Annotated in this window: 20 protein-coding genes; 10 read left to right on the top strand and 10 right to left on the bottom strand. The window is 72.5% G+C overall.

Going from position 1 to position 24,949, the window contains the following annotated elements:
- Positions 1–199: 199 nt before the first annotated feature.
- The 5 genes from AB0B58_RS00160 to AB0B58_RS00140 all read right to left on the bottom strand — a co-directional run bounded on the left by AB0B58_RS00160 (position 200) and on the right by AB0B58_RS00140 (position 5,838).
- Positions 200–1,195 (bottom strand): serine/threonine-protein kinase, encoded by a 996-nt coding sequence (locus AB0B58_RS00160; RefSeq protein WP_360214846.1) that lies wholly within the window; start codon positions 1,193–1,195, stop codon positions 200–202.
- 122 nt (positions 1,196–1,317) lie between these two features.
- Positions 1,318–2,157: a hypothetical protein gene (locus tag AB0B58_RS00155; protein WP_360214843.1), complete on the bottom strand. Its 840-nt coding sequence runs from the start codon at positions 2,155–2,157 to the stop codon at positions 1,318–1,320.
- 2 nt (positions 2,158–2,159) lie between these two features.
- Entirely contained in the window at positions 2,160–2,510 is a 351-nt protein-coding gene (locus tag AB0B58_RS00150) for an S-adenosylmethionine decarboxylase (RefSeq protein ID WP_360214840.1), read from the bottom strand.
- A 1,398-nt stretch (positions 2,511–3,908) separates the two neighbouring features.
- Positions 3,909–4,772 carry a hypothetical protein gene (locus AB0B58_RS00145; protein ID WP_360214837.1) on the bottom strand — a complete coding sequence of 288 codons (864 nt, stop codon included), beginning with the start codon at positions 4,770–4,772 and terminating at the stop codon, positions 3,909–3,911.
- A gap of 130 nt (positions 4,773–4,902) precedes the next feature.
- Positions 4,903–5,838 (bottom strand): sulfotransferase domain-containing protein, encoded by a 936-nt coding sequence (locus tag AB0B58_RS00140; protein ID WP_360214834.1) that lies wholly within the window; start codon positions 5,836–5,838, stop codon positions 4,903–4,905.
- Between the two features lie 1,110 nt (positions 5,839–6,948).
- Between AB0B58_RS00140 and AB0B58_RS00135 the strand changes: the two genes are divergently transcribed.
- From AB0B58_RS00135 to AB0B58_RS00110, 6 genes are all read left to right on the top strand, one after another.
- Positions 6,949–7,884 carry a glycosyltransferase family 2 protein gene (locus AB0B58_RS00135; RefSeq protein ID WP_360214831.1) on the top strand — a complete coding sequence of 312 codons (936 nt, stop codon included), beginning with the start codon at positions 6,949–6,951 and terminating at the stop codon, positions 7,882–7,884.
- A 53-nt stretch (positions 7,885–7,937) separates the two neighbouring features.
- On the top strand, positions 7,938–8,891 hold the full coding sequence (locus tag AB0B58_RS00130) for a glycosyltransferase (protein ID WP_360214828.1): 954 nt from the start codon (positions 7,938–7,940) through the stop codon (positions 8,889–8,891).
- A complete protein-coding gene (locus tag AB0B58_RS00125; protein ID WP_360214825.1) occupies positions 8,888–10,279 on the top strand; it encodes a glycosyltransferase family 2 protein in 1,392 nt (463 codons plus the stop codon). Before AB0B58_RS00130 ends, AB0B58_RS00125 begins: the two co-directional genes overlap by 4 nt.
- A gap of 70 nt (positions 10,280–10,349) precedes the next feature.
- Positions 10,350–13,181, top strand: a complete 2,832-nt coding sequence (locus tag AB0B58_RS00120) for a hypothetical protein (protein ID WP_360214822.1) — start codon at positions 10,350–10,352, stop codon at positions 13,179–13,181.
- Entirely contained in the window at positions 13,178–14,086 is a 909-nt protein-coding gene (locus AB0B58_RS00115; protein ID WP_360214819.1) for a DUF1616 domain-containing protein, read from the top strand. The genes AB0B58_RS00120 and AB0B58_RS00115 overlap by 4 nt, the downstream gene beginning before the upstream one ends.
- 98 nt (positions 14,087–14,184) lie before the next feature.
- Positions 14,185–15,054: a tetrahydrofolate dehydrogenase/cyclohydrolase catalytic domain-containing protein gene (locus AB0B58_RS00110; RefSeq protein ID WP_360214816.1), complete on the top strand. Its 870-nt coding sequence runs from the start codon at positions 14,185–14,187 to the stop codon at positions 15,052–15,054.
- On the opposite strand, the gene AB0B58_RS00105 is transcribed toward AB0B58_RS00110, so the two are convergent.
- The gene (locus tag AB0B58_RS00105) at positions 15,044–16,099 is read right to left on the bottom strand and encodes a glycosyl hydrolase (protein WP_360214813.1); all 1,056 of its coding nucleotides are present in this window, start codon (positions 16,097–16,099) and stop codon (positions 15,044–15,046) included. The genes AB0B58_RS00110 and AB0B58_RS00105 overlap by 11 nt on opposite strands.
- On the bottom strand, positions 16,096–16,908 hold the full coding sequence (locus AB0B58_RS00100; RefSeq protein ID WP_360214810.1) for a polysaccharide deacetylase family protein: 813 nt from the start codon (positions 16,906–16,908) through the stop codon (positions 16,096–16,098). The genes AB0B58_RS00105 and AB0B58_RS00100 overlap by 4 nt, the downstream gene beginning before the upstream one ends.
- Before the next feature lie 306 nt (positions 16,909–17,214).
- Between AB0B58_RS00100 and AB0B58_RS00095 the strand changes: the two genes are divergently transcribed.
- The 3 genes from AB0B58_RS00095 to AB0B58_RS00085 all read left to right on the top strand — a co-directional run bounded on the left by AB0B58_RS00095 (position 17,215) and on the right by AB0B58_RS00085 (position 19,395).
- Positions 17,215–17,457: a hypothetical protein gene (locus tag AB0B58_RS00095; RefSeq protein ID WP_360214807.1), complete on the top strand. Its 243-nt coding sequence runs from the start codon at positions 17,215–17,217 to the stop codon at positions 17,455–17,457.
- Between the two features lie 66 nt (positions 17,458–17,523).
- A complete protein-coding gene (locus AB0B58_RS00090) occupies positions 17,524–18,174 on the top strand; it encodes a hypothetical protein (protein WP_360214804.1) in 651 nt (216 codons plus the stop codon).
- Between the two features lie 36 nt (positions 18,175–18,210).
- Complete coding sequence (locus AB0B58_RS00085) at positions 18,211–19,395, top strand: metallophosphoesterase (protein ID WP_360214801.1); 1,185 nt, start codon at positions 18,211–18,213, stop codon at positions 19,393–19,395.
- 3 nt (positions 19,396–19,398) lie between these two features.
- On the opposite strand, the gene AB0B58_RS00080 is transcribed toward AB0B58_RS00085, so the two are convergent.
- The gene (locus AB0B58_RS00080) at positions 19,399–19,680 is read right to left on the bottom strand and encodes a DUF1905 domain-containing protein (protein WP_360214798.1); all 282 of its coding nucleotides are present in this window, start codon (positions 19,678–19,680) and stop codon (positions 19,399–19,401) included.
- Between the two features lie 135 nt (positions 19,681–19,815).
- Between AB0B58_RS00080 and AB0B58_RS00075 the strand changes: the two genes are divergently transcribed.
- Positions 19,816–23,274 (top strand): ABC transporter ATP-binding protein/permease, encoded by a 3,459-nt coding sequence (locus tag AB0B58_RS00075; RefSeq protein WP_360214795.1) that lies wholly within the window; start codon positions 19,816–19,818, stop codon positions 23,272–23,274.
- A 24-nt stretch (positions 23,275–23,298) separates the two neighbouring features.
- Here the strand turns inward: AB0B58_RS00075 and AB0B58_RS00070 are convergent, their stop codons facing one another.
- Together AB0B58_RS00070 and AB0B58_RS00065 are read right to left on the bottom strand one after the other, a co-directional pair.
- A complete protein-coding gene (locus AB0B58_RS00070; protein WP_360214792.1) occupies positions 23,299–24,168 on the bottom strand; it encodes a trypsin-like peptidase domain-containing protein in 870 nt (289 codons plus the stop codon).
- Positions 24,169–24,194: 26 nt separating this feature from the next.
- A complete protein-coding gene (locus tag AB0B58_RS00065) occupies positions 24,195–24,896 on the bottom strand; it encodes an MBL fold metallo-hydrolase (RefSeq protein WP_360214789.1) in 702 nt (233 codons plus the stop codon).
- Positions 24,897–24,949 lie beyond the last annotated feature (53 nt).

The following is a 24,949-nucleotide window of genomic DNA, read 5'->3' as shown; positions in this document are numbered from 1 at the left end:
CGTACGATCTCGTTGGCCGAGAGTGCAGGGTCGAGGTCGGCGGCGGATCAGCTTGCGCAGGCGGTCGATCTCGTTGGCCGAGAGTGCAGGGTCGAGGTCGGCGGCGGATCAGCTTGCGCAGGCGGTCGATCTCGTTGGCCGAGAGTGCAGGGTCGAGGTCGGATCGACTGTGGCCGTGGTTGTGTTCGTGGTCGGCGGCTCAGGTGGCGCGGTGGCGGCCCGGGCGCTCGTCGAGGTAGGGATCGGCCGGCGGGGGCGGGCCGGGGGTGTCCGGCAGGGCGGCGTTCGTCGGGGCCTCGGCGGCGCGTGCGTCCCAGGCCGGCACCGCGGATGGTCGCAGTGGCGCGCCCGGGTCCACCAGTGGGACGTACACGCGGGCGTCGACGGCCTCGGCGAGCAGCAGCGCCGCGACCAGGGCGGTTGGGCGCTCGGACGGGTCCCGGTGCAGGCAGCGTGAGCAGAGGTCGAGCACCTCGGGGGCCATGCCCTCGATGTGCGGCAGGGGTTCGGGGTCCAGGTGGCGCTGGGCGTGCACGAGCTCGGTGTAGCCGGCCGCCGTCCAGGGCAGCCGACCCGAGAGGCAGTGGTAGAGCAGCACGCCGAGCGAGTACATGTCGGACGCCGGGGTCGCGGGCAGGCCCGCGAAGCGTTCCGGGGCGACGTAGGCCGGGGTGCCCATGACCGGACCGTCGGGGTCCGGGTCCTGGCTGCCGACCGCGGCCGCGATGCCGAAGTCCAGTACCTTCGCCCCGGCCGGGGTGAGCATGATGTTCGCGGGCTTGATGTCGCGGTGCACGACCTGCTCCGCGTGCGCGGCGGCGAGGGCGGCGGCGACCTCCGCGCAGATCCGGACCGCGATGCGCCAGTCGAACAGCCCGGCGCCGAGGTGCTCGCTAAGCGTCTGCCCCTCGACCAGCTCCATGACGATGTACGGCACCTCGTGGTCCGGCGCCGGGGAGGTGCCGAAGTCGTGCACGCCCGCGACGTTGGGGTGCGCGAGCCGCGCGGCGGAGCGGGCCTCGGTGCGGACCAGTTCGACACCGCCGGCCTCGCCGAGGGTGCCCTCGGCCGCCGGCGCCATGATCTTGACGGCCACCGGCCGGTCGAGTACCCGGTCGTGGCCGCGCCACACCTCGGACATGCCGCCGACGCCGATGCGTCGTTCGAGCCGGTACCGCCCGCCCAGCGTACGCATCGCCGCTCCCCTGTCGCCCCACGTCGCTGCCCGCGTCGTGGTCGCAGGACCGGTACCCCGGCCTCCGGCGGCACAAACTCCGTCGTCGGCCGTGGGTGGTAACGGTTGCGTAGCGCTCTCGATCAGTTGTCCTCGACGACGACGATGTTCTCGTCGATGTCTTTGCCCGTACCGATGCGGGTGGAGACCTGGGATGCGACCCGGCGGGTGAGCAGCTTGCGCAGGCCCGATCGGCGCAGCGCGGTCAGGGTCGGGCGCGACGCGCGGCGCATCCGGACCGCCTGCTCGCGGACCGCGGCCTCGATGCGCGGAAAGTCCATGTAGACCGCGCGGTTCTCCGCCGAGCCCAGGTAGGCGAACGGCGCCGAGTCGGCGAGGGTCCGCATGGGTGCGCCGATCAGACCGATGTTGCGGAAGGCGCCGCGGTCGAGCATCGACACCGCGTGCCGCACGCCGCGGCGGCGGCCCATGACCAGGAACGTGCGGTAGAGCATCGAGCTGACCAGCAGCGACGACCGGCCACCGCGGTACTCCGGCAGCACCGCCAGCGTCGCACAGTCCCAGACCCGCTCGCCGCTCATGCCGTGCGCGTCGAGGATGGTGTCGACGTCGACGCCGATGTGCTCGGGCGCGTCGTCGATGGTCTTCACGCCGGCGCCGTTGCCCTCGATCATGCGGGCCACGCCCGCCGGAACGCCGCGGCGCCGGTCGATCACCACGAAGAACAGGCTGTTCGCCTCGTAGGGGCCGTACTCGACGGCCATCACCGCGGCGTCGTTGCCGAACGTCTCCTCGAAGACCTGGCGCTCGAGGGCGCGGCCGACGCGGGCGAGGTCGGCGCCGGGGCCGACGACCGCCGTCACGAAACGGCCGGTGCCGGCCGGGTGAGCGGCCAGGAACTCCGCGGTGATGCGCTGCGTCCCGGCGGCGTCGAGGTCGTAACGGACGGTCGTCGTGGTCATGCTCAGAACTCCTTCGAGACGATCTCGGTGGTCTTGAAGTAGTCCTTTGTGAAGTCGAGGACCGTCTGCGGGTCGAATGCCTTGCACGTGTAGATGTCGACGCTGAAGAACGAGATCGGGCGCTCCCACGAGTAGAAGTGCGCGCCGGAGGTCTCCCAGTGGATCCAGCCGGCCCAGCCGTAGAGCTCGCTGACGTGGGTCACCGGTTCGATGATCGTGATCATGTCGGTCACGTCCGAGAGCTTCTGCAGATAGTCCTTGATGTGCTCATCGGTGATCACGAACGTCGGGTAGCCCTCGACGACCATGCGCTGGCGGGTGATGGTCGGGGCGAGGTCCTTGAAGTCCAGCATTTCGTGGTGCCTTCCGGTGCAGGGGATCGGGAGCGGTGCGCGGTGCGGATTACCAGGAGGGGGCCGTGCTGGGCCGCGGCTTGCTGCCCGCGTCCGGCTTGCGTTGATCGCCGTTCACTCTGGGTGATTCCTTGTCATCACGCTTCGTGGTATTCGGCGTCGCGGTGAGCGGCATTTCGGTTCCTCCGTGGTGGCAGATGCGGCGGGTTTGGGGCTTTCGGGGGAGAAGCCTGACCCGCTCGCTTCTGTCACCAAATCTAGCAAAGAGTTACTCAGGGTCAACTAACCGCAAAGGCCCGGTGACAGCCGCCAGCCGGCATGGCTGCGCTGACCGAACGATCGAGGTACCGCGACTCCAGCCCCTCCAGCGCATTTCCGGCACGTGAGTTTCGCCCACAAGTGCAGGTAGACAGCGTCACGAGGACACTGCCTAGCGACCAGCAACGATCGGGCACGGCGGGCACCTGAAGGGCACAAGACTTCCATGTCCGACTAGTCCGGGTGGTGCGGGTCACCTGCAATGTAGTCACTATGCGTGATTCTTGGGGTGCAGGCCGGTTAGATCTCTACGCCCCGGGATGCGATCACTACCTTTAGTCACCGTCTGCGGGAAGGCTTCACGCACCGTTTTGCGCGCGCAGGCGGCCATACCGGGTCCGACGACCGTGGCGGGCACGGCAGGCAGCCGGAAAGGAGGGATGCAGGCACCGGCGGCCAGGACGGGCAACCGCGTGGCGGACGCGGCCGGGCGGCCTGACGACGCGGGGCAGGCGGGCCGACCGGGCGGGTGGGCGAGGCAGGCGCGCATTAGGCAGCCCGTCAGCCTTGGCCGCAGTCAGGCAGCCGCGCGGACATGCAGACGGACAGGCACGCACTCGGGCAGCTGGTGGTCAGGCCCGGCAGCAGTTGAGCTGGCGGGGCGCGCAATCTGGCGGACCCCGACGTGTGCGGCGCGCCGGCGCTGACGGACCGGATCGGCATTCGGTGTCGGCCGTCTACGCACCGGGCGACAACCGGCCGGAGCTGCGCTCGCGGCGGCAGGGCCGCGGGCACGGGGGCTAGAGACGCTTCACAACATCCACCTCGCCGCACGGACCAAGGTGGACCGGCGCGGGCTCGGCGTTCTGTGCGAGGTTGTCGCGGCCCGGGTGCGCGAGGTGAGGTTGACCTTCGGCAAGCGCCGGTGGGGCGGGGCTGAGGGCAGGCGGAAAATGGCGGAGCCCGTCCTCGTGGGACGGGCTCCGCCATTACGGTCTCGCTATGAACCCGCCGTTGATGGTGGCGGGCGCCGGAGACCGGGCTTTTGTGTAGCTGACGCTAGGACAAGTCGATCACGACGGACACCGCAGGCCCCGCCGAGGTGACCGGGCTCTCAGGGCCGTTACCTCGGCGGGTCCGTCAGTAGGCGAGCTCCGTGCGCAGGTCGTGTGCGCCGTCCTCGCGGGTGGCCTCGTAGTAGATCCGCTGCCGGCCGTCGGGCAGGGTGACCAGGCTCAGGTAGCGCAGGCCGTTCGGGGCGTGCGGGCTGCCGATGGGCTCGCGGTCCTCCGCGGTCAGCTCGCCGAAGCTGCCGTCCGGCAGTCGCACGCCGCGGGCGGTGCCGGTGCGCTCCTCCCAGTTCTCCCCGGCCGTGGCGCGCCCGTCGTAGGCGGCCACGATCGTGTCGCCGTCGACCGACACCGAGGAGACCCGCACGCCGCGCGCGTCCCATTGGCCGGGGCGGCCCGCGAGCGCCGTGCCGTGCCAGGTCCAGTGCACGCCGTCGGGGCTGGTCGCGTACTCGGTGGTCATGCGGTCGGCGTCGTCCCAGGACTCCAGCGGGTGCACCGAGGCCCAGAGGTGCCAGCCGTGGCCGTCGTGGTGCAGCACTGGGTCCTTGACGCCGACGGTCTCGTCGCCGGCGAGCACCGTGATCGGCGCGGCGGTGGCCAGGCCCTCGGGGGTGTCGGCCTCGAGAAGGTCGACCCGCCAGTGCTTGGTGCCGGGGGTGGCGGCGCTGATGTAGAGCCGCCACCGGCCCTCCGGCGTCCGCACCAGGGCCGGGCGTTCGAGCGACTCCGCGCCGAAGCGGTCCTTGCCGACCTCGGCGACGACGGTGAAGTGCAGGCCGTCGGTGGAGCGGGCGACGACGTTGGAGATGCCGCGGCCCTCGCCGATCGGCACCCGCAGGCGGTAGGCCAGGTAGATGTCACCGTCCGCGACGATCGAGGACGGCGCGCCCGCCCACGCGCCCGGCTCGTCGCCGGGAGGTTCGACCACCACCGTCGCATCTTCCCAGCGAGGCACCGGCAGGGCTTGGGTTCCGATGGACAAGGTGGCTCCGTTTCGTGGCGTCAGCGGCACAGCGAAGAGTATCCACTCAAGTTTGCATTATCTATGGGGAAGATAGGGATTATGACGCGCTGGCGTGTCGGTCGACGGCCATCCAGTCGTCGTAGCGCTCGCCGGTGACGTCCTGCAGCAGCGCGATGTCGTCGGCGAAGAGCGGCAGCAGCGCGGCGCGCTCCTCCGGCGTGGTCACCGGCCGGTTGCCGCGCTTGCGGTGCAGCACCGTGAGGATCGGCCCGCGGGCCGCCAGCCGCAGCGGCACGGGGAAGCGGTGGCCGAACCGCCCGCCGGCGCGCAGCGCGCCGCGCAGCACCCGGTTGACGCCGTTGTCCTCGACGACGTGCCGGTTCACGTTCTCCTTCGGGATGTCCCGGAGCACCCCGGACGGTACGCCGAGGAAGTCGCAGACCCGGTCGAGCGTGGCGGCCGGCGCGTCCTTCAGCTCGCGGTAGCGCAGCAGCAGCACCTGCTCGCGGGGGAACACCTTGTACAGGTGCTGCACCTGGCGCCCGTACAGGCCGAGGCTGACGTAGTGCCAGAAGTCCGCCCAGCCGTCGGCGCGGCGCCGCTCCTCGGCGTGGCAGGCGGTGAGGAAGTCGGCCTCCGGCTCGAGGCCGGCGTTCCACAGGTGTGTCCAGTTGGAGTGCGCCCGGTCCACCGGGTCGCGCAGGAGCAGTATCAGCCTCACGTCGGGGACCAGCGCGCGGATGCGGTCGTGTGCGCCGTGGTCGTACAGGTAGAAGGGTGTGGCCTCGCCCCGCAGCGTGCCCACCGGCGCGGGCGCGAAGAGCGCATCGTAGTCGGCGCGGCGCCAGACGTGCTCCTGGTAGGTCTGCACGTCGCCGGGGCCGCCGGTACGCGGCGGGCGGCCGTCGGTGAGGAAGAACTTGGGCTCCTTCACCGCGGGCAGAAACAGGCCCGGATGGCGGACCAGCGCCGCGTGCAGCGCGGTGGTGCCCGCCTTGGGGACGCCGGCGATCAGGAAATCAGGGAGCGGCATGGGGGGTCCCTCCTCGCGCGGTGCGAAGCGCCGCGCAAGCTCCGCGGCGCTTCGCAAATAGTGGTAGTTAGCCTACAGAAGAAGTAGGCATTCTCCACCGGGTGTCCACCCTTCGCGCGGGTGACCGATCCGCCCGGGCGGCACCGGCCACGGCACGCCGGGCAGGACCGCCGGCCGACGCCGGGGACGCCCGGCCCGACCCGCGCCGCAACCCAAGGTCACGCCTGATTCCACCGGCAGGCGGCCCGCCGGCCGCGCAGACCACCCCGAAGCATGCCGGGATCGATCCCATGAACCCGCGCAGACGGGTGCCGGACCCAGGCGGCGCCGGCCGCGCAGACCCCCGAAGCATGCCGGGATCGATGCCGTGAAACCCGCGCAGACGGGTGCGGGCTCAGGCGGACCGGCGCCACCAGCGGCGCCGCCGGTAGCGGGGGCAGACCTCGGGGCCGCAGAACGTGCACTCGGTGCCCGCGCGGTGATGTTCATGGGCGTTTCGCTGATGGCCGCAAACACACAGCGCTTCGGCCGCCGTCACCGGTTCACCCACAGTGCCGTCGACCGTGCGTCACGTCGCGGGGCCGGCGCGCAGGTCACGGTGACAACCTATCCATCGACGGGCAAACCCGCTGCCCGACCCCAGATATAACCGTCCTGCAACCCGGAAATCACACCCAGTGACAACACTGAGAGTGATCCCTGTCACATCGGAAAAATCCGACATTAGCGCTATGCCCTCGTCGCTGCCACGCATCCATCGGATCCGCCGGAATGGCAGCCGGCGACCATTCTCCGGCTTGGCATGCCCCAATGTCCGTTACTGGGCGTGACGACTGGGGCTTGTGGCTATTTCTGTTGCCCATGTGAATAACCCCTGGTCATTCGATTGGCCAGGGTTCACCGCACGGATATCGAGCCCATGGCTCTTCGGTTAGTTGACGCTACGTAGCGCTCAGCTAGATTTGTCGACAGAAGCGAGCGACTGAGTTTCTGCCCCCGGAAACAACCGATTCTGTCGCATCCGCCGCCCCAGAAGGGACCCACATGCAGCACCTCACGTCCTCCGGCAACACGGCGAGTAACGGCAAGGCGTCACCGACCGTAAGCGTCGTGATTCCGACCCTGAACGAGGAGCGGAACCTGCCGCACGTGTTCGCCAAGCTCCCCGAGGGCATCAGCGAGGTGATCGTGGTCGATGGCGGTTCCCAGGACCGCACCGTCGCCGTGGCCCTCGAGCTGCGGCCGGACGCCGTGATCGTGCAGCAGACCCGTACCGGCAAGGGCAACGCCCTGGCCTGCGGTTTCGCCGCCTGCACGAGCGACATCATCGTGATGATCGATGCCGACGGCTCGACCGACCCGAGCGAGATCCCGGCCTTCGTCGCCGAGCTCGTCGCCGGCGCCGACTTCGTCAAGGGGTCGCGCTTCGACAAGGGCGGGCACAGCCACGACATCACCAAGCTGCGCAAGCTCGGCAACGACGGCCTCAACCTGGTGGTGAACGTCCTGTTCGGGACCCGGTTCACCGACCTCTGCTACGGCTACAACGCCTTCTGGCGCCGGGTCGTCCCGACCCTGGCACTGCCGGACCCGACGCTGCCGCGCCCCGTCGACGGCAGCAAGCTCTGGGGCGACGGCTTCGAGATCGAGACGATGATCAACATCCGGGCCGCCGCCGACGGGATGAAGGTCGGCGAGGTGGGCAGCATCGAGCACGCCCGCATCCACGGCCAGAGCAACCTGAACACCTTCCGCGACGGCTTCCGCGTGCTGCGCACGATCTTCAGCGAGTACGGCCGGATGCGCCGGATGCGCCGTAACGGCGCCGGCGACCAGGGCGTCATCGTGCACCAGCACCCCACCGCGCGGCCCGCGAACACGCCGCCGGTGCACCCGCTGAACAAGGTCGTCAGCCGGCCGGCGGCCACCGGCGACTCCCGCCAGCACGTCGCGCACATCAACCGCAGCAGCCGCCGCGACGAGGTCGGCACCCGCCGCACCGACGACATCAGGGCCCTGCAGGCCCGCGCCACCCGCGAGGACTGAGCTCTCCCGCTCTGCAGTCCCGGTACCGCCACCCCGCCCGAGGAGCACCAAGCGTGGAATCCACCCCCCGCCCCGCCGTCAGCATCGTCATTCCGACCCACAGCGAGCAGCGCTGGTCCGCGCTGGTGCGGACCGTCGCCTCCGCCCGGTCGCAGACGTACGCCCCCGCCGAGATCGTCGTCGTGGTCGACCACAACCCGGCCCTGTTCCGCCGGGCCCGGCGTGACCTGGCCGGCGTGACCGTCCTGGAGAACCTCTACACCCAGGGCGTGTCCGGCAACCGCAACACCGGCGCGTTCCACACCAGCACCTCGCTGATCGCGTTCCTCGACGACGACACGGTCGCCAGCCCCGACTGGCTGGCCAGCCTGGTCGTGCCGTTCGCGGACCCGAAGGTGGTCGGCACCGGCGGCGGGATCCAGCCCAACTGGGAGCGCAGCGAGCCCCGCTGGATGCCGGCGGAGTTCCTCTGGGCGGTCGGCGGCTCGTACGCCGGGATGCCGACGAGCACCGCGCCGATCCGCAACGTGTGGTCGGCGAGCATGGTGGTGCGCCGCGAGACGTTCCTGGCGGTCGGCGGCTTCCGGACCGGCTTCGGCAAACTCGGCAACCAGAACCGGCCCGAGGACACCGAGCTGTGCCTGCGGATGAGCGCGCTCGACGGCGGCCACTGGATGTACGTGCCTCACGCGACAATTCGCCACGAGGTACCCGCAACCCACTCAACCTTCGGATTCTTCCTGCGCCGCTGTTACGCTGAGGGCCGTGGCAAGGTCGCGATGGCCGGGCTGCTCGACGGCTCGCGGAGCCTCGGCTCCGAGCAGGACTACCTGCGCTCGCTACCCAAGGCGGTGTTCCGCAACCTGACCGCCGCCACCCGTGGCCGCGGCGTGCACCACGCGCTCAAGGCCGGTGGCGTGGTTGCCGGGGTCGCCGCCGCCGGCATCGGCGGGGTCGTCGAGACTTTCGCAGCCCGCCGGACTGTCACGGCCGGAACAGCCCGATGACCGCGGGGGTGAACGGTGTCGGTGTCAACGGCAAGGTCTGGGTTCCCGAGCATCGCGTCGACGAGATGATCACCGCGCCGGCGTTCGAGCCCAGCGGCGAGGTGCTGCCCGCGACCGTGCTCGACCTGGAGGTCTCCGACGCGCTGCCGGCGATCCCGGGCGTGCTGGCGGACGGCCGCCGGGTCCTGCAGGCCTGGGTGCTGGTCCGGCTCTTCACCGAGCCCATCGGCACCGTGCTCGTCGACGTACCGGCCCGGGGGCTGCGGCCCGCCGAGCTGGCGGCCGCGATCGAGGCCGAGCTCGGCACGGCGCTCGCGCCACGGCTGTCCGGCCTGGCGCTGGCCGCGCTGCCGATCGACGGCATCACGCCGGAGACCGAGCCGGCCTTCCTGGCCCGGCGCCGCGAGGTGCTCGCCGAGGCGCCGCCGATCACCGTGGTGATCTGCACCCGGGAGCGGCCCGGTGCCCTGGCCCGCTGCCTGGACAGCCTGCTCGCGCAGGCGTACCCGGACTTCCGGATCCTGGTCGTCGACAACGCGCCGGTCACCGACGCGACCGCCGAGGTGGTCCGCTCCGCGGCCCGCCGCGGCAACGTCGACTACCTGGTCGAGCCGCGCGGCGGCCTCTCCTTCGCCCGCAACGCCGCGGTCGCCGCCGCGCCGGGCGAGATCCTGGCCTGGATCGACGACGACGAGTACGCGGACGTCAACTGGCTCGCCGAGGTCGCCCGGGCGCTGGCCGACCACCCCGAGGCGGACGTCGTCTCCGGCGTGATCGTCCCGGCCGAGCTGGAGACGCAGGCGCAGCTCTGGTTCGAGCAGTTCGGCGGGCACAGCAAGGGACGCGGCTTCAAGCCCGACGTGTTCAGCCCGGCGACCGCTCACATCCAGAGCCCGCTGTACCCGCTGCCGCCGTTCGGCACGGGCGCGAACATGACCTTCCGCCCGGGCGTCATCGAACGCATCGGCGGCTGGGACACCGCGCTCGGCGCCGGCACGCCGGCGATGGGCTCGGAGGACACCCTGGCGTTCACCCAGGTCCTGATCGGCGGCGGCACGATCGTCTACCAGCCGACCGCGGTGACCCACCACTACCACCGGCGCGACCTCGAGGGCCTGCACAAGCAGATGGTCGGGTACGGCGCCGGGCTGACCGCCGCGTACACGAGCCTGCTGCTGAAGCGCCCGGGCCTGATCTGGCCGCTGCTGCGGCTGGCACCGGGTGCCCTGCGCGACCTCACCAGCAAGGACAGCCTGCGGGTGTCGACGCTGCGCGAGGACTTCCCCCGGGAGCTGCTGACGGCCAACCGCCGCGGCATGCTGGCGGGTCCGCGCGCCTACCTGAAGGGCCGGCGTGCCGCCCGGGCGAAGGCCCGCGACGGCCGCTGATCGCGCCGAGTCGGCCGTTCACCGGAAAGTTCGTTCCGTACCGGGCATTGTCGGTCCAGAGGACGTATATGTGGCGACCGGCCGGTATTCCGTGCGCCGCCCCGGCTCAGAGCAGGGCGGCCGCCGGATGCTGACCGGGCAACCCTCCCCCGAGCCCGAGGATCCGGACTCCGGGCCGGTGCTGCGCCCGGCCAGCCCAGTGACCTCCATTCAGCAGTTCGAATCCCCCGACGACGCCGCGGAGGCCCAGCCCATGGCGGACCAGCGCTCGGCAGACCAGCGCTCGCCCGAACCGAGCAAGACCCCGGACGACGCGCGGCCGGACGCCGCGCGGGGAACCGCCCGGGTACGCCCGCCGGCGCCGGCGGAAGGTGACGCGTCGCGCACCGCGGCGGCGGACATCCAGACCACGTCCGGCGTGCCGAAGGCACAGATCCCATCGGTACCGCCGGCGGAAGCGGCACGCGCGGAAGCGGCACGCGCAGAAGCGGCACGCGCAGAAGCAGCACGCGCAGAAGCAGCACGCGCAGAAGCAGCACGCGCAGAAGCAGCACGCGCAGAAGCAGCACGCGCAGAAGCAGCACGCGGGCAGGAGGCCGCAGCGGCGGCCGCCGACGCCAAGGCCAAGGCCGACGCCAAGGCCAGGGCCATGGGCGACGCCATCGCCAAGGCCAAGGCCGACGCCGTCGCCAAGGCCAAGGCCGACGCCACCGCCAAGGGCGACGCCACCGCCAAGGGCGACGCCACTGCCAAGGGCGACGTCCCCGCGAGCGCCGAGGACACGGTCGTCCTGCGCGGCAAGCCCTCCTCCCCCGAGGACACGGTCGTGCTGAGGCTCCCCACCCCCCAGCCCCCGAAGAAGGCCGGTGCCAAGGCACCCGGCGAGGAGACCGCCGTCATCGTGCCGCGGGCCCACGACGACACCGTCGTGATCCCGGCGCACCGGGTCGCCCGGCCGACCGACGTCGCCACCGCCATCATCCCCGTGGTTCCGGGCCGCCGCGACGGCCAGCGCACCGAGGCGGCGCCCCCGCCCGACCCCGGCCGCGCGCCCAAGCCCGCCCGCGCCCGCCGCGAGCCCCTCGACCTCGGGCACGCACCGGCCGTGCTGACGATCTCGGCGCTGGGCGTCCTCATGGTCGCCCTCGCCTACGCCGGCGGCCGGGTCAGCACCGGCAACGCACAGTTCGCGTACTGGGTCGGCCAGGTCGTGGTCTTCACCCCGGTCGTCGTGCGCCTGCTCAGCCGCCGCATGGCCGGCGTCGCCGAGTCGTTCGTGCTGGTCATGGGCCTGGCCCTGAACCAGTATCTGCTCAAGTGGATGTACAGCCCGGACCAGTTCCGGTTCCCCGACGAACTGCAGCACTGGCTCGCGACGACGATCATCGCGGAGTCCGGCGTGCTGTTCCAGCCGAACCCCGCCCTGCCGCCGGCCGAGCACTTCCCCGGCCTGGCCGAGCTGGGCGCGGCCGTCGCGGCGATGACCGGGATTCCGGTGACGGCCGCCGGCGTCATCGTCGCCGGCGTCGCGCACCTGGTCTTCGTCGGCCTGTTCTTCGCCGTGGTGCTGCGGGCCAGCAACTCCCCCGCGGTCGCCGGCGTCGCCTGCGCCACGTACGCGACCGCCCTGCACTACCTCTTCTTCAACTCGATGTTCCTGTACCAGACCGCCGCGCTGCCGTTCTTCATGCTGACGGTGTGGGCGGTCCGGCGGTGGCGCACCGACGGCGGCCGGCAGTTCGCCTGGGTCGCCGTGCTGTCGATGGTGCTGACCACGGTGAGCCACCACGTGACGGCGTTCGCGCTGGTGGCGACGCTGCTGCTGCTCGCCGTCGCCGAGTTGATCACCGAACGCCCGCGGCGCTGGAACGCGTTGCTCATGCCCGCGGCCGCCGCCGCGGTGGTGGCGGCGTGGATCCTGCTCGTCGCCACCGACGTCCTCGGCTACCTGGAGGACCCGGTCGACCAGGTCATCCGTACCGTGTCGCAGGTCCTGTCGGGCGAGAGCGACGCGGCGTCGGCGTCCGCGCCGGTCTCCATCGGTCAGCTCGCGGTGCAGGGCGCCGGGCTGCTCGGGCTGCTCGTGCTCTACGTGGCCGTCACCCGCGACATGCTGCAGCGCCACGACCGGGACTGGTGGCGGTGGGCCGCGGTGGCTGGTGGGCTGATCTTCTTCGCCGGCAACGGGGTGCGGTTCCTGGGGCAGAACGGACCGGAGATCGCCGGCCGGCTCTCCACGTTCACCTACATCCCGATCTCCATCCTGGCGGCGATCGGGCTGGTCCGGGGCGTGCAGCTGATCCCGGCCAAGGACGCGGACGGGCATCGGTGGCGCGCCGCCGCCCCGGCGATCGACGTGGTCATGCCGGGCGGCTGGAACCTGTACAGCCGGGTCGCGGCCGGCTCCGCGATGATCACGCTGCTGATGATCGGGGCGCGGGCCGGCGGCTGGCCGCCGATCGCGTCGCTCCTGCCGGGGCCGTACCTGGCCGGCGGGTACGAGCGTTCGGTCGACGCGCCCGGGCTGGAGGCCGCCGAATGGCAGCGCACCGTCCTGGGCCACGGCAACCGCGTCGGCGGCGACGCCACCTCGGTCTCGCTCGCCTCGACGTACGGCCGCCAGGACCCGGTCCGCGAGGTCGGCCCGCTGTACTACGCCGACTCCTGGGGACTCGAGCAGGAGGACCTGGTCGAGCGTTTGCACCTGCGTTACCTGGTGGTGGACCGGCGGCTGGGCACCCAGTTGCCGGAGAGCGGCGCCTACTTCGAGATGGATCCGCGCTCGGGTCAGATCACCTCGCCGATGACCGAGACCCAGCTCGGCAAGTTCGACACGCTCACGGACGTCGACCGGCTCTACGACAACGGCACTGTCCGCGTCTACCGGATGGGGGACGAGTGAACGCCCTTCTCGGCCGCGTCGTCGCGGCGCTGACCGTCGCCTCGGCGGCCGCCGTCCTGCTGGGACCGCGGCCGCTGGCGATCGCCGGCGGCCTGCTGCTCGCCTTCGTGCTGCCCGGCATGGCGCTGACCGACGTCATCTTCCGCCGCCGGGACCTGACGACGGTGGAGCGCATCGTGCTCACGCCCGCCCTGAGCATGGGCGTGGTGATCCTCGCCGGCCTGGTCATCTACGTCGTCGGCGTGCGCATCGACCGGACCTCCTGGACGGTCGCCACGGCCGGGGTCACCCTCGTCTCGCTCGCCGGCGCGTGGCTGGCGGCGCGCCGGGCACCGGCGCCGGCGCCCGCCACGCCCGCGCCGGCGCCCTGGCCGGCCGGCGGGCACCCGGCCCGGCCGGACGCCGGCGCGCGGACCGCGCGGGCGCCGCACGGCGTCGGGCAGGACGCCACCGTCGTGATCTCGATCGCCGAGGTCGAGGACGCCCTGGACGCGGCAGCACAGGAGAAGGCGGGACGCCGCCGCCTGGTCCGGCAGCTGCTGCCGCTGGTGCTGGTGGCGCTGGTGCTCGGCGGGGCCGGCTGGCTGTCGTTCACCACGTCGCGCACGACGCACGACACGACCGTCACCGCGCTGTGGGCCACGCCGTCGGGCCCGGTCGACGCGGCGGGCAACCGCCGGGTCGAGGTCTCGGCGAAGGGCCTGCTCCCCGAGGACGGGCCGTACACGCTCCGGGTGCTCAGCGCCCCGGGGACCGTGACGCAGACCCGGAGCGTCCCGGTGAACGGGGACGGAACCTGGAGCGAGGTGCTGAGCATGCCGGGCGCCCAAAGGATGACGGTCAACCTCTACCGGGCTGGAGACACGACCGCCTATCGGACGCTGTACATCAGCGCCGTAGACTGACCAGGACACGCGACTGGCGGCATCGAGGATGGGGACCACCATCGGGGAGCTCGCCGTGGGGGCCGTCCGCCTGGGTGCCCACGCCGGAGTAAGCGCACATGTCCGTACCCCATGAAGCAAGACTGCTGCCCGGCAAGCCGGTGGCCGACGCGGTGCTGGCCGACGTGGCGCAGCGCGCCGCGAAGCTGCGCGAGGGCGGCGTCGTGCCGTCGCTGGCGACCATCCTGGTCGGCGACGACGACGCCAGCGCCGGCTACATCCGGATCAAGCAGCGCCAGGCCGCCGAGCTGGGTTTCGTCTCGCCGCACGAGCACCTCGGCGCGGACGCGACGCAGGACGACCTGCATCGGGCGATCGACCGGCTGAACGCGGACCCGTCCGTGCACGCGCTGCTGATCCAGTACCCGCCGCCGGCGCACATCGACTACGACGCGGCGCTGCTCACCGTCGACCCGGACAAGGACGTCGACGGCATGCACCCGCTCAACCTGGGCCGGCTCTCCGTCGGGCTGCCCGGGCCACGGCCGTGCACGCCGGCCGGCATCGAGGCGCTGCTCGCGCACCACGAGATCCCGGTCGCGGGCCGCGAGGTGGTCATTCTCGGCCGCGGCGCGACGATCGGCCGCCCGCTCGCCATGCTGCTGGCGCAGAAGCGGCCGACCGCGAACGCGGCCGTCACGGTCGTGCACACCGGCGTGCCGGACTGGCAGCGGTACGCCCGGCGCGCCGAGATCCTGATCGCCGCGGCCGGCGTACCGGGGATCATCCAGCCCGAGCACGTGCGCCCGGGCGCCACGGTGATCGGTGCCGGCGTGCGTTACGAGGGCCGGCGGCTGCTGCCGGACGTGGCCGAGGAGGTCTCGCAGGTGGCCGGGGCGATCACCCCGCGGGTCGGCGGCGTGGGGCCGACGACCGTGGCGATGCTGTTCCGCAACGCGATCGAGGCGGCGGAGAAGGCTAGCCGCTGAAGCGGACGCTCTTGGCCATCGCCACATACGCCGCGAGCGAGTCGGCGTCGGTGTCGATGCGCCACTTCTCGGCGTACCCGGGGTGGGTGTCGGTGTCGAACCAGACGACGCCGCCCACCGCCGGGTGTGCCTCGACCCACTGCGCGAAGAGCGTGATCCAGTCGGCCTTGGTCCGGCCGCCGCGGTCCATCGAGCCGACCTCGGTGATCATCAGCGGCTTCCGGGCCGAGAAGGCCCGGTAGATCGGGCCGAAGAGGGCGTCGGGCGTCTCGCGGTGCAGGTTGTACCCCGAGACCCCGACCCAGTCGACGTAGCGGTCGCCCGGGTAGAGCGCCTCGAAGCTGTTCCAGCCCGCGACCGGGGCGGAGTTCCAGTTCGGGCTCCACACCCACGACACGTTCTTCGCCTTCTCCTCGGCGAAGATGTCGTGGATCCGCCGCCAGCACTCGACGTACGCGCCCGGGTCCTTGTCGTTGCGGGCGGCGCCCCAGGGGTACCAGTCGCCGTTCATCTCCCAGCCCCAGCGCAGCAGCAACGGCCGGCCCTGCCGCTTGAGCTGCCGGGCGGCCCGGGCGATCCGCGCGTCGCTGCCGCCGGAGGTGATGTCGGAGTACGCGGAGCCGCGCCAGGACACCAGCGGCGTGGCGCCCGCGGGCAGGCCGGCGATCCGCGCGGGCAGCGTGTCCGTCCAGTCGTAGAAGACGTGCACGATGCGCTGGTCGCGGCCGGTCTGCCGGCGGCGCAGGGCGATGCTCTCGGTGAACGCCTTGCCCTCGAGCGCGAGATACGAGCCGAGGATGGTCCGGCCGGGCCGGTACGGCACGGTGCCGCCGCCCTTGGCGACCACCTGCGGACCCGCGGCGGCGCTGGGCGACGGCGCGCCGGACGCGGCGGCCCGGCCGGGCGAGGTGTTGGCCTCGGCGGGTGCCTGGCCGGAGCGGAGCTGCTGCACGGCGAGGCCCGCCACCCCGGCCGCCGCGATGCCGCCCAGGCCGAGCAGGTGGCGGCGGGTCAGCCGCCGGGGCGCGCGGTGTGCCGACCTCACGTGAGGTTCCGGCCGGCGGCCCGGGCGATCTTGCGGACGGCACGCCAGCCGGGCTGGGCGAGCCGCTTGAGCTGCGGTACCAGCGGGGAGCCACCCCCGGCGACCAGGTTGACCAGGTCGGCGCCGGTCATGTCGGGGGTCGGCTGCAGCCGGGGTACGGCGAAGCGCCGCTCACCCGGCCGGTGCAGCCGCCGGCCGACCTCGGTGGCGTTGTCGTGCCCGGCGGCGAGCACCGCGGCGCGGACCATGCCGCCGTTGTAACCGTGCGGGTAGGCGAAGCTGCGGATCCGCCGCTGCAGGCGCTGCTCCAGCTCGTCCTTGCTGCGTAGGGTCTCCTCGCGCAACTGCGCGGGCGGCAGCACGTCGAGCGGGTGGTGCAGCAGGCTGTGGTTGCCGATCTCGATGCCGGCGTCGGCGACCTCGGCCAGCTCGTCCCAGCTGAGCAGGCGGCCGAAGTCGGGCGCCCAGCGGCCGAGCCAGCCGGCCTCCCCGCCCAGGTGCCCGACGGAGGCGTACAGGGTGGCGCCGGCGCCCGCCTCGGCGAGGACGGGCACGCCCTCGGTGAGGAAGTCCCGGTAGCCGTCGTCGAAGGTGACCGCGAGGAGCTTCTCGGTGCTGCCCTGCGAGAGCAGGTCGAGCGCCTCGGTGAGCCCGACGAGCCGGTAGCCGGCGGCGGTGAGCGCGCCGAGCTGCTCGGCGAGGCGCTCCCGGGGCACGGCGAGATCACCCAGTGGGCCGCCGACGGCGGACACGGAGTGGTACATGAGCGCCGGCATGGACTCCCATGCCGGCGTGGCCGCGACGGTCACCGATCGTTCCTCCCACACGCCTGCCGGACATGACCATTATCGGTCGGTGTCCCGGCAAGCTTCATGGTTCGCGAACTCTTCCCGGGGCCGGCGCGGAGGGCCATCGCCGCCGCTCAGGACACCTTACGGGGCACTTTATGCAGCGTCCAGCACGACTGAGACGATCTCCGTGGCCATATCGGTGTCGGTCACTGTCTCGGCTCCATCGGCGCGCCGGCACGCGTGCGCCCTCTACCGAAAGTCGTAGCCGTCGATCCGGCTGCGGAGGGAAGCGGGCGCACCCTGGGTGACGGAAGGGTGATGGTCATGAAACCGGACCGTGCGCGGCGCCTCGCCGAGGCCGCCTGTGAGGCCGGGCTCGTGCTCGGCGTGGTCGCGCTCCCCACCGCCTGGCGGGCCCTCGACGGCGGCCTGCTGGCCGTGCTGGCGGGCATGCTGCTGGCACTCACCGCAGCGACATATGCATTACACGCAGTCACATTTGATTGCTTCCTCTTGACGGGACAGCGGGCCCGGCGGAATCTTTCTTATACCCAGCGTAAGGACTGAACCGAGGGACTTCCTGGCGCGTATCCCGAGATGCACCGTCTTCACCGACCTCCGGGAGTGAACAGGATGTTCCGGCTCATCCAGCTCCAAGCCCAGCACGGCGTACCCCGCATCGGCGTCGACGCGGACGGGTACGGCAGCGAGCGCGCCGCCATCGCCCGCTACCGAGAGACACCGTCCGCGTTCTTCGGGGTCGGCCGCTTCGATCCGGCGGGCCGGCTCGCCGAGATCATCATGGACACCGTCTGCGGACCGGACGGCGAGTGCCCCCAGCCGGCGGTCGTCGTGCACGCCGAGACGTTCCAGCGACTCTGTGACAACTGCTCGTTCGGCCTCGACGCGCTGACCCTGCCGGAGCTGGCGCTGCGGCTCGGCGTCGTGGTCCGGATGGCGCCGGTGCTGGCCCGTTCGGGTCGGCACGCCGCGCCCGAGGAGGGCTGCTCGGCCAGCAACCGGATCGCCCGCGAGTTCGCCTCGCACGTCGGCGACCAGGTCTGGCGGATGGAGCTCTGCGCCGAGCTGGCCCGGACGCCCGCCGCGGTCACCGGCCTGCTGATCGGCGTCGGCGCGCTCAGCCACCGCGACGTGCTCGACCTCTATCCGGCGCTGTGCGCGCTCGGCACGCAGTTGCCGGCCGGCATCCACGCCGACCTGCTGCGGGCCACCACCCGGCCGCACTCCCCCGCCGGCGTCACCGGGCTGCGGCTCGGCCTGTGAGGCCGTAGGGCCGAACGGGCGTGGCAGACTTCTGCTGTGTCCGTTGGTGAGACAGTCGAGGCCGAGACCGCGCCGCGGCGCCGGCGCGGGCCCGCGCTGCGATTCGGCCTGATCGTCGCCGCCGTCCTGCTCCTGCTCTTCGGCGTGCCCTGGTGGACGCTGGTCTGGTCCGGCAACCGGTGGCCGGGCGCGGTGTTCGCCGCCGCCACCGTGCTGTTCGCGGCCGTCGCGGCCGCGTTCCCGGTCCTGATGTTCAGCGGCCACGGCCGCCACCACGACGGCGCAGCCCGCACCGCCGACACCGTGCTCGGGGTCGTCTGGGTCCTCTTCGTGTGGTCGATCCTCGGCAACGTGCTGCGGCTCGTGCTCGCCCTCGCGGGCGTCGCCGACCCGGTCCGCTCACGGACCGTGACGGCAGCGGTCGCCCTCGTCGCGATCGTCCTGCTCCTCTGGGGGTACGCCGAGGCGATGCGGGTCTCCCGCGTCCGCCGCGTCGACGTGATCGTCCCCCGGCTCGGCGCGGGCCTCGACGGGCTCCGGGTCGTGCTGCTGACCGACACGCACTACGGTCCGATCGACCGGACCCGCTGGTCACGCGGCGTGGTGGAGGTCGTCAACTCGCTGCAACCCGACATCGTGGCGCACACCGGCGACATCGCGGACGGCGAGGTGGCGCAGCGCCGCGAGCAGGCCGCACCGCTGGGCGACGTGCGGGCCCGGCTGGCCCGGGTCTACGTGACCGGCAACCACGAGTACTTCAGCGGCGCACAGCGCTGGGTCGAGCACATGGCGTCGCTGGGCTGGGAGGCCCTGCACAACCGGCACCTGGTGGTGACCCGCGACGGCAGCAGCCTGACCCTCGCCGGGGTGGACGACCGCACGGCCGCGGGCTCGGGCCTGCCGGGCCATCACATGGACCACGAGGCGGCGCTGGCCGGCGCGGACCCGGACCTGCCGGTGCTGCTGCTGGCGCACCAGCCGCAGCAGGTGACGGGTGCGGTCGCGCACGGCGTCGACCTGCAGATATCCGGGCACACCCACGGCGGGCAGATGTGGCCGTTCCACTACCTCGTCCGCCTGGACCAGCCGGTCCTTCAGGGCCTGAGCCGGCACGGCGAGCGCACCCAGCTGTACACCTCGCGGGGTACCGGATTCTGGGGCCCGCCGTTCCGCATCTTCGCGCCGAGCGAGATCACCCTGATCACGCTGCACTCACACTGACCGTCAGCTCAGCCGTTCGGACAGGCGCACGGTGACGGTCGCGCCCGCCTCCTTGCCGATCCGGCGGCGCAGGTCGGCCTTGACCGGAAGTTTGTGACGGCCGTCTCCCAGGGCCATGAACGAACTGCGGAACGGCTCGCCGTCGACGGTTCCGCGCACCTTGACCAGCCCGCGGGTGCCGAAGAACGCCGCCGACCCCGGCATGATCACGTACGTCCAGCCGTTCTCGGCGGCGCTCTTCTCCAGCACGGCCGTGAACTCGGTGTCCAGTGGTCCGGCGACCATGGCGTTCACCTCCAGCTTTGCGGCACGGCGTGATGGTGACACACGCGATACCCGCCGGACACGTAATTGCGTTGAGCCGCCGTGCCCGCGCACCGCAGGATGGGTGCACCGCCTTCCCTATCCGTGAGGACCTCGATGCGCCTGCTCCGCGACTTATGGGCAACTTCGCCCCGTCGCACCGCCCTTGTCGCCATCCTCATCGTCCTGGGCGCGGCGGGTCAGGCGGGTGCCCTGGGCCTGGCCGGCGCGGTCCTCGTCGACCGGTCGGCGCCGCTGTTCGTCCTGCTCGCCGCCGCCCTGGTGGTCTCGGTGCTCAGCGACCTCGTGGTCGGCCTGGTCGTGGCCGGGCTGACCGCGGACTGGGCCGCGTCCGTGCGCCGCGGACTGTGCCGGGTCGCCTTCGGCCAGGATCTTCCGACGCTCGAGAACACCCCGGTCGGCGAGCTGCTCGACCGCATCGACAGCGACGTCTACCAGGTCGGCTCCGAGCTGCGCGGCAGCGGCGTGCGGCTGGCGCAGTCGCTCGCCCTCGCGGCGCTCTCGATCGTGACCGCGTTCTTCGCCTGGTGGCCGGCCGGCGTCGGCATGTTGCTGGTGTCGGTCCTGCTGGTCACGATGCTGAACAAGCCGACCCGGCGGATCTCCCCGCTGCGGATCCGCGAGGAGGAGGCCTGGTCCGACCTGGCCGCCGTGATGGAGGAGTCCATCCACGGCCAGGACGACGTGCGCACCAGCCTCGCCGCGCCGTACGTCCGGCGGCTCTACGCCCAGCGTGCCCGCGAGGTCCTGGTCCGCGGCCGCAAGGTCTGGACCGCGTCGTCGCGGATCACCATGGGCGCCGGCGCGGTCACCCGCACGCTCATCGCCGCGCTCGTGATCGTCGGCGCCTGGGCCCTGATCGGCGGGCACATCGACGGCGCCCGGCTGACCGCGGTGTGGCTGCTCGCGCTCGGCTTCGGCGGCACGCTGGAGCAGGTCACCCGCATGGTGCCGGAGCTGCAGAACGCGCTCGGCGCCTGGAGCCGGGTGCAGTCACTGCGCGGCGTGCGGCAGGAGCCCACCGCCGGGCTGCCGCCGGTCGACGGCGACCTGGAGGTCCGCGGCCTGACGTTCCGCTACGGCGAGTCGGATTCCGGGCGCCCGCCCGCGCTCCGCGACGTGAGCCTGTCGTTCGCCCGCGGCCGCTCGTACGCGCTCATCGGCCGCACCGGCTCCGGCAAGTCGACGCTGGCGAAGGTGCTGACCCGGGCCGTCGACGTGCCGCGCGGCACGGTGTTCCTCGGCGGTGTCGACATCGACGACCTCGACGTCGAGGAGCTGCGCCGGTGGACGGCGATCGTCCCGCAGCGCACCGAGATCCTGGCCGGCACCCTGGCCGAGAACATCGCGCTCTTCGACCCGGACCTGCTGCCGCAGGCGGCGGCCGCGCTTGAGGAGCTGGGCCTGACGACGTGGGCCGGCGGCCTGCCCGACGGCCTGGACACCAAGCTCGGCGAGGGCGGCTACGTGCTCTCCGCCGGGCAGGAGCAGCTCGTCGCCTTCGCCCGGATCCTGGTCCGCGACCCGCACGTGGTGATCCTCGACGAGGCCACCGCGCGGATGGACCCGGTCACCGAGGCGTGGGTGCAGCGGGCCACCGACCGGCTGCTGGAGGGCCGGATCGGGGTCATCGTCGCGCACCGGCTCTCGTCGGTCCGGCGCTGCGACGAGGTGGTGGTGCTCGCCGACGGCGAGGTGCTGGAGGCCGGGCCGCTGCGCGAGTCGCGGCGCTTCGCCGAGCTGCTCGCCAGCTCCAGCGTCGCCGCGCCGGCGCGAGCGGCGGGCGGGGTGGCGCTGCTCGAGCGCGAACCCGAGCCGGTCGTCACGGAGCTGGGCAACACGCTGCCGATGGCCGACCCGCCGCCGCTGCCCGAGCCGCCCCGGGCCCGCACCATGCGGGAGATCGCCCGGCTGACCATCAACGACCCGCGGTACGGGCTCGGCGCGATCGCGTTCTTCATCGTGCTGGTGATGCTCGGCCTGGACGGCGCGATCCTGCCGCTGCTGTGGTCGCAGGTGGTCGACGGCATCGGCGACCCGATGCTGCCGGCGCTCGGCATCGCGGCCTGCCTGATCGTCGCCATCCCGACGCTGTACTACACCGGCGCCTGGTTCCCCGAGTGGTGGGTCCGGCAGATGCTGCGGATCAGCATGCGGCTGGTGCACGGCCAGACCGGCCCGCGCCGGATCAGCAAGTACACCCCGGCGGAGGTGGTGGCGCAGGGCGGCGACACCGAACGGGTCGTCATGCTCGCCGACAACCTCATCGACACCGGGATCAGCCTGATCGTGATCGTGACGATGACGCTGGCGGCGCAGTCGTTCGTGCCGGCCGCGTTCTTCGTCGGCACGATGGTGGTCTCCGGGCTGGCGGCGACGCTGTTCGGCCCGCGGCTCGAGCGGGCGGCCCGGCGTACGGTCGCGGCGCGGGCGTCGTTCGCGACCGCCCTGGTCTCGGCGCTGTCGGCGGCGCGAACGGTGAAGCTGGCCGGCGCGACCAGGCCGGTGCTGGACCACCTGGCCGGGCTGGACACGGTCCGCAGCGACCGCCAGCGCCGGGAGATCTCCATCCAGGTGTGGGCCCGGTCCACCCCGTCGATCGTCAGCGGCCTGCTGCCGATCGCGGCCTGGGCGATGTACCTGGCCGGAAACCTGTCGGCGGCGGCGACGCTGATCGCGGTGGCGACGCTGGGCTCGGCGCGCTGGTTCGCCTGGACGACGGCGTCGCTGGTGTCGCACTTCCCGTCGGCGCGGGTCTGGACCCGGCGGACGGTGGCCATGGCGGGCGTCGGTGAGTACTCGTCATCGGTGCCGGGCGTGGACATCGCGGCCGGTACGGCGCAGGCGCCGCCGGTGGCGCCGCGTAGCCCGCTGCGTTCGCTCGAGCTCTCGGGCTTCAGCGCGGTGCACGAGAACGGCACGGTCGGCGCGCAGGACATCGACCTGGTCGTCGAGCGCGGCGAGCTCGTGCTGGTGGTCGGCCCGGTCGGCTCCGGCAAGTCGTCGCTGCTGCGCGCCCTCGCGGGGATCGTGCACCACACCGGCGCGCTGCGCTGGAACGGCCGGCCGGTCGACGAGCCGGAGCTGTTCCTGCGGCCGAACCAGGTCGGCTACGTGGCGCAGCTGCCGCGGGTGCTGTCCGGCACGGTCGCGGACAACATCCGCCTCGGCCACGAGGTCGACGCGGCGGACGCGGTGACCACCGCACAGCTGGAGCACGACCTGGCCGCCACCGGCGGCGGGCTGCAGCTGCTGATCGGGCACAAGGGCACCCGGCTCTCCGGCGGTCAGCTGCAACGGCTGGCGCTGGCCCGGGCCCTGGCGCCGCGCACGGAGCTGCTGATCGCGGACGACGTGTCGTCGGCGCTGGACGTCACGACCGAGCTGGAGCTGTGGCGGGCGCTGCGCGAGCACGGTGTCACCGTCGTCGGCTCCACGTCGAAGCGGGCCGCGCTGTCCCGCGCCGACCGGGTGGTCGTCCTGATCGGCGGCCGCTCGGTGGCGCAGGGCACGTGGCTCGAGCTCGAGGACCGGTACGGCCACCTCGCCGGTTAGGACCGGACCCGGGGCCTCCCTCGATCAGTGGGAGGTCCCGGCCTCGAGCTGCTTCACGACGCTCGTCACGGTGCCGGCCGGGATGGCGAAGCCGAGGCCGACGCTGCCGGAGTCTTCGCTCGCGGTGGCGATGGCCACGTTGATGCCGATGACGTTGCCGGCGGTGTCGACCAGCGCGCCGCCGGAGTTGCCGTGGTTGATGGCGGCGTCGGTCTGCAGCAGGCCGGTCAGCTTCTCCCCGCCGGTGCCGACCTCCCGGTCGAGCGCGGACACGATGCCGGACGTGACGGTGCCCTCCAGGCCGAGCGGTGCCCCGAACGCGAGCACGGTGTCGCCGACGGCGACGCTGTCGTTCGTACCGAAGGTGGCCGGGGTGAGCGCCTCCGGGCCGGACGCCCGGACGAGCGCGAGGTCGTGTGCGGGGTCGGTCGCGACGACCTCGGCGGGCACCGTGCGGCCGTCCGAGAGCCGCACACTGGCGGTGCCGCCGGACGCGACCACGTGGTTGTTGGTGACGATGAGGCCGTCCGCGGTGATCACGACGCCGGAGCCGAGGGACGAGCCGCCGGAGCCGTCGATGAGCACCGTCACGATGCTCGGCGACACCTTCGCGGCGACGGCCGCCAGTCCGTCGCCGACGGCGACCGCCGGGGTGCCGGTCGCCGTCGCGGCGGCCGGGGCGGCCGGCGTTGCGGCGGCGTAGCGCCCGGCGATCACGCCGCCCGCCGTGCCGCCACCGGCGATCAGGGCGAGGACGACGGCACCGCCGGCCACCCGCCTCGGCCAGCGCCGGCCGTCCCGGCGGCTGACGGCGTTCGGGGGCAGCGGGGGAAACGGCGGCGGGGCGGCGGTGTGTTCCGGGGTGTACGTGGGCCTGCTCAGCAGATCGGTCATGGGACCAACTGTCGCCCGCCGGATTGTCAGTTACCCGGGAGCCCTCTGTGAGTTCGCTGTACGACGTACTCGCGGAAGCGGTCGACGGCCCGGCCCGAGACGGCGGCGCCGTGCCCGAAGACGGCGTGCTCGAACTCGAGGTCGGCGAGGCGGGCGACGCTCTTCTTCTCCTGTGCGAGATCGACCGAGACCATCTTCGGCGAGGCGCCGACCCGGCCGCCCCGCTTGCCGGCGGCGGCGTCCCCGGCGAAGAGCACGCCGCCGGCGCGGTCCAGCAGGAAGGAGAGGTGCCCGGCGGTGTGGCCGGGGGTGTGCAGGGCGGTGAAGCCGGGGAGCGGCGACGAGCCGTCGACGGTGACGACGTCGTCGACGGTTGCCGCCTCGGGTACGCCCATGAGGCGGGTGACGACCTTGACGACCGGGTGCCGGATGACCGCCTTGGCCTCGCCGGTGATGAACGGGGCGTCGGCCGCGTGTGCGACCACCCGGGCGCCGGAGCGGCGGCGCAGGTCGGCGACGTTGCCGGTGTGGTCGGGATGATGGTGGGTGAGCAGCACGGTCCGCACGTCGCCGATCTTGCGACGGATGTCGTGCAGTGCCTGATCCACCTTCGCGGAATTGCCGGGCAGCCCGGTGTCGACGAGTACCACCCCGTCGTCGGTGACCACGAGGTGCATGTGGACGTACCTGATATCCAGCTCGAAAACTCCGTCGACCACTTCGCGCATCCGGTGATCCTCTCACCCCGGCGGCGCCGCCGGCGGTAGGCGGACTTCACCCG

This window comes from Actinoplanes sp. NPDC049118 (assembly GCF_040648555.1).
GTDB lineage: Bacteria > Actinomycetota > Actinomycetes > Mycobacteriales > Micromonosporaceae > Actinoplanes.
Note: the sequence above shows the minus strand (reverse complement) of the source record. Positions and strands in the feature narration are given on the sequence as shown.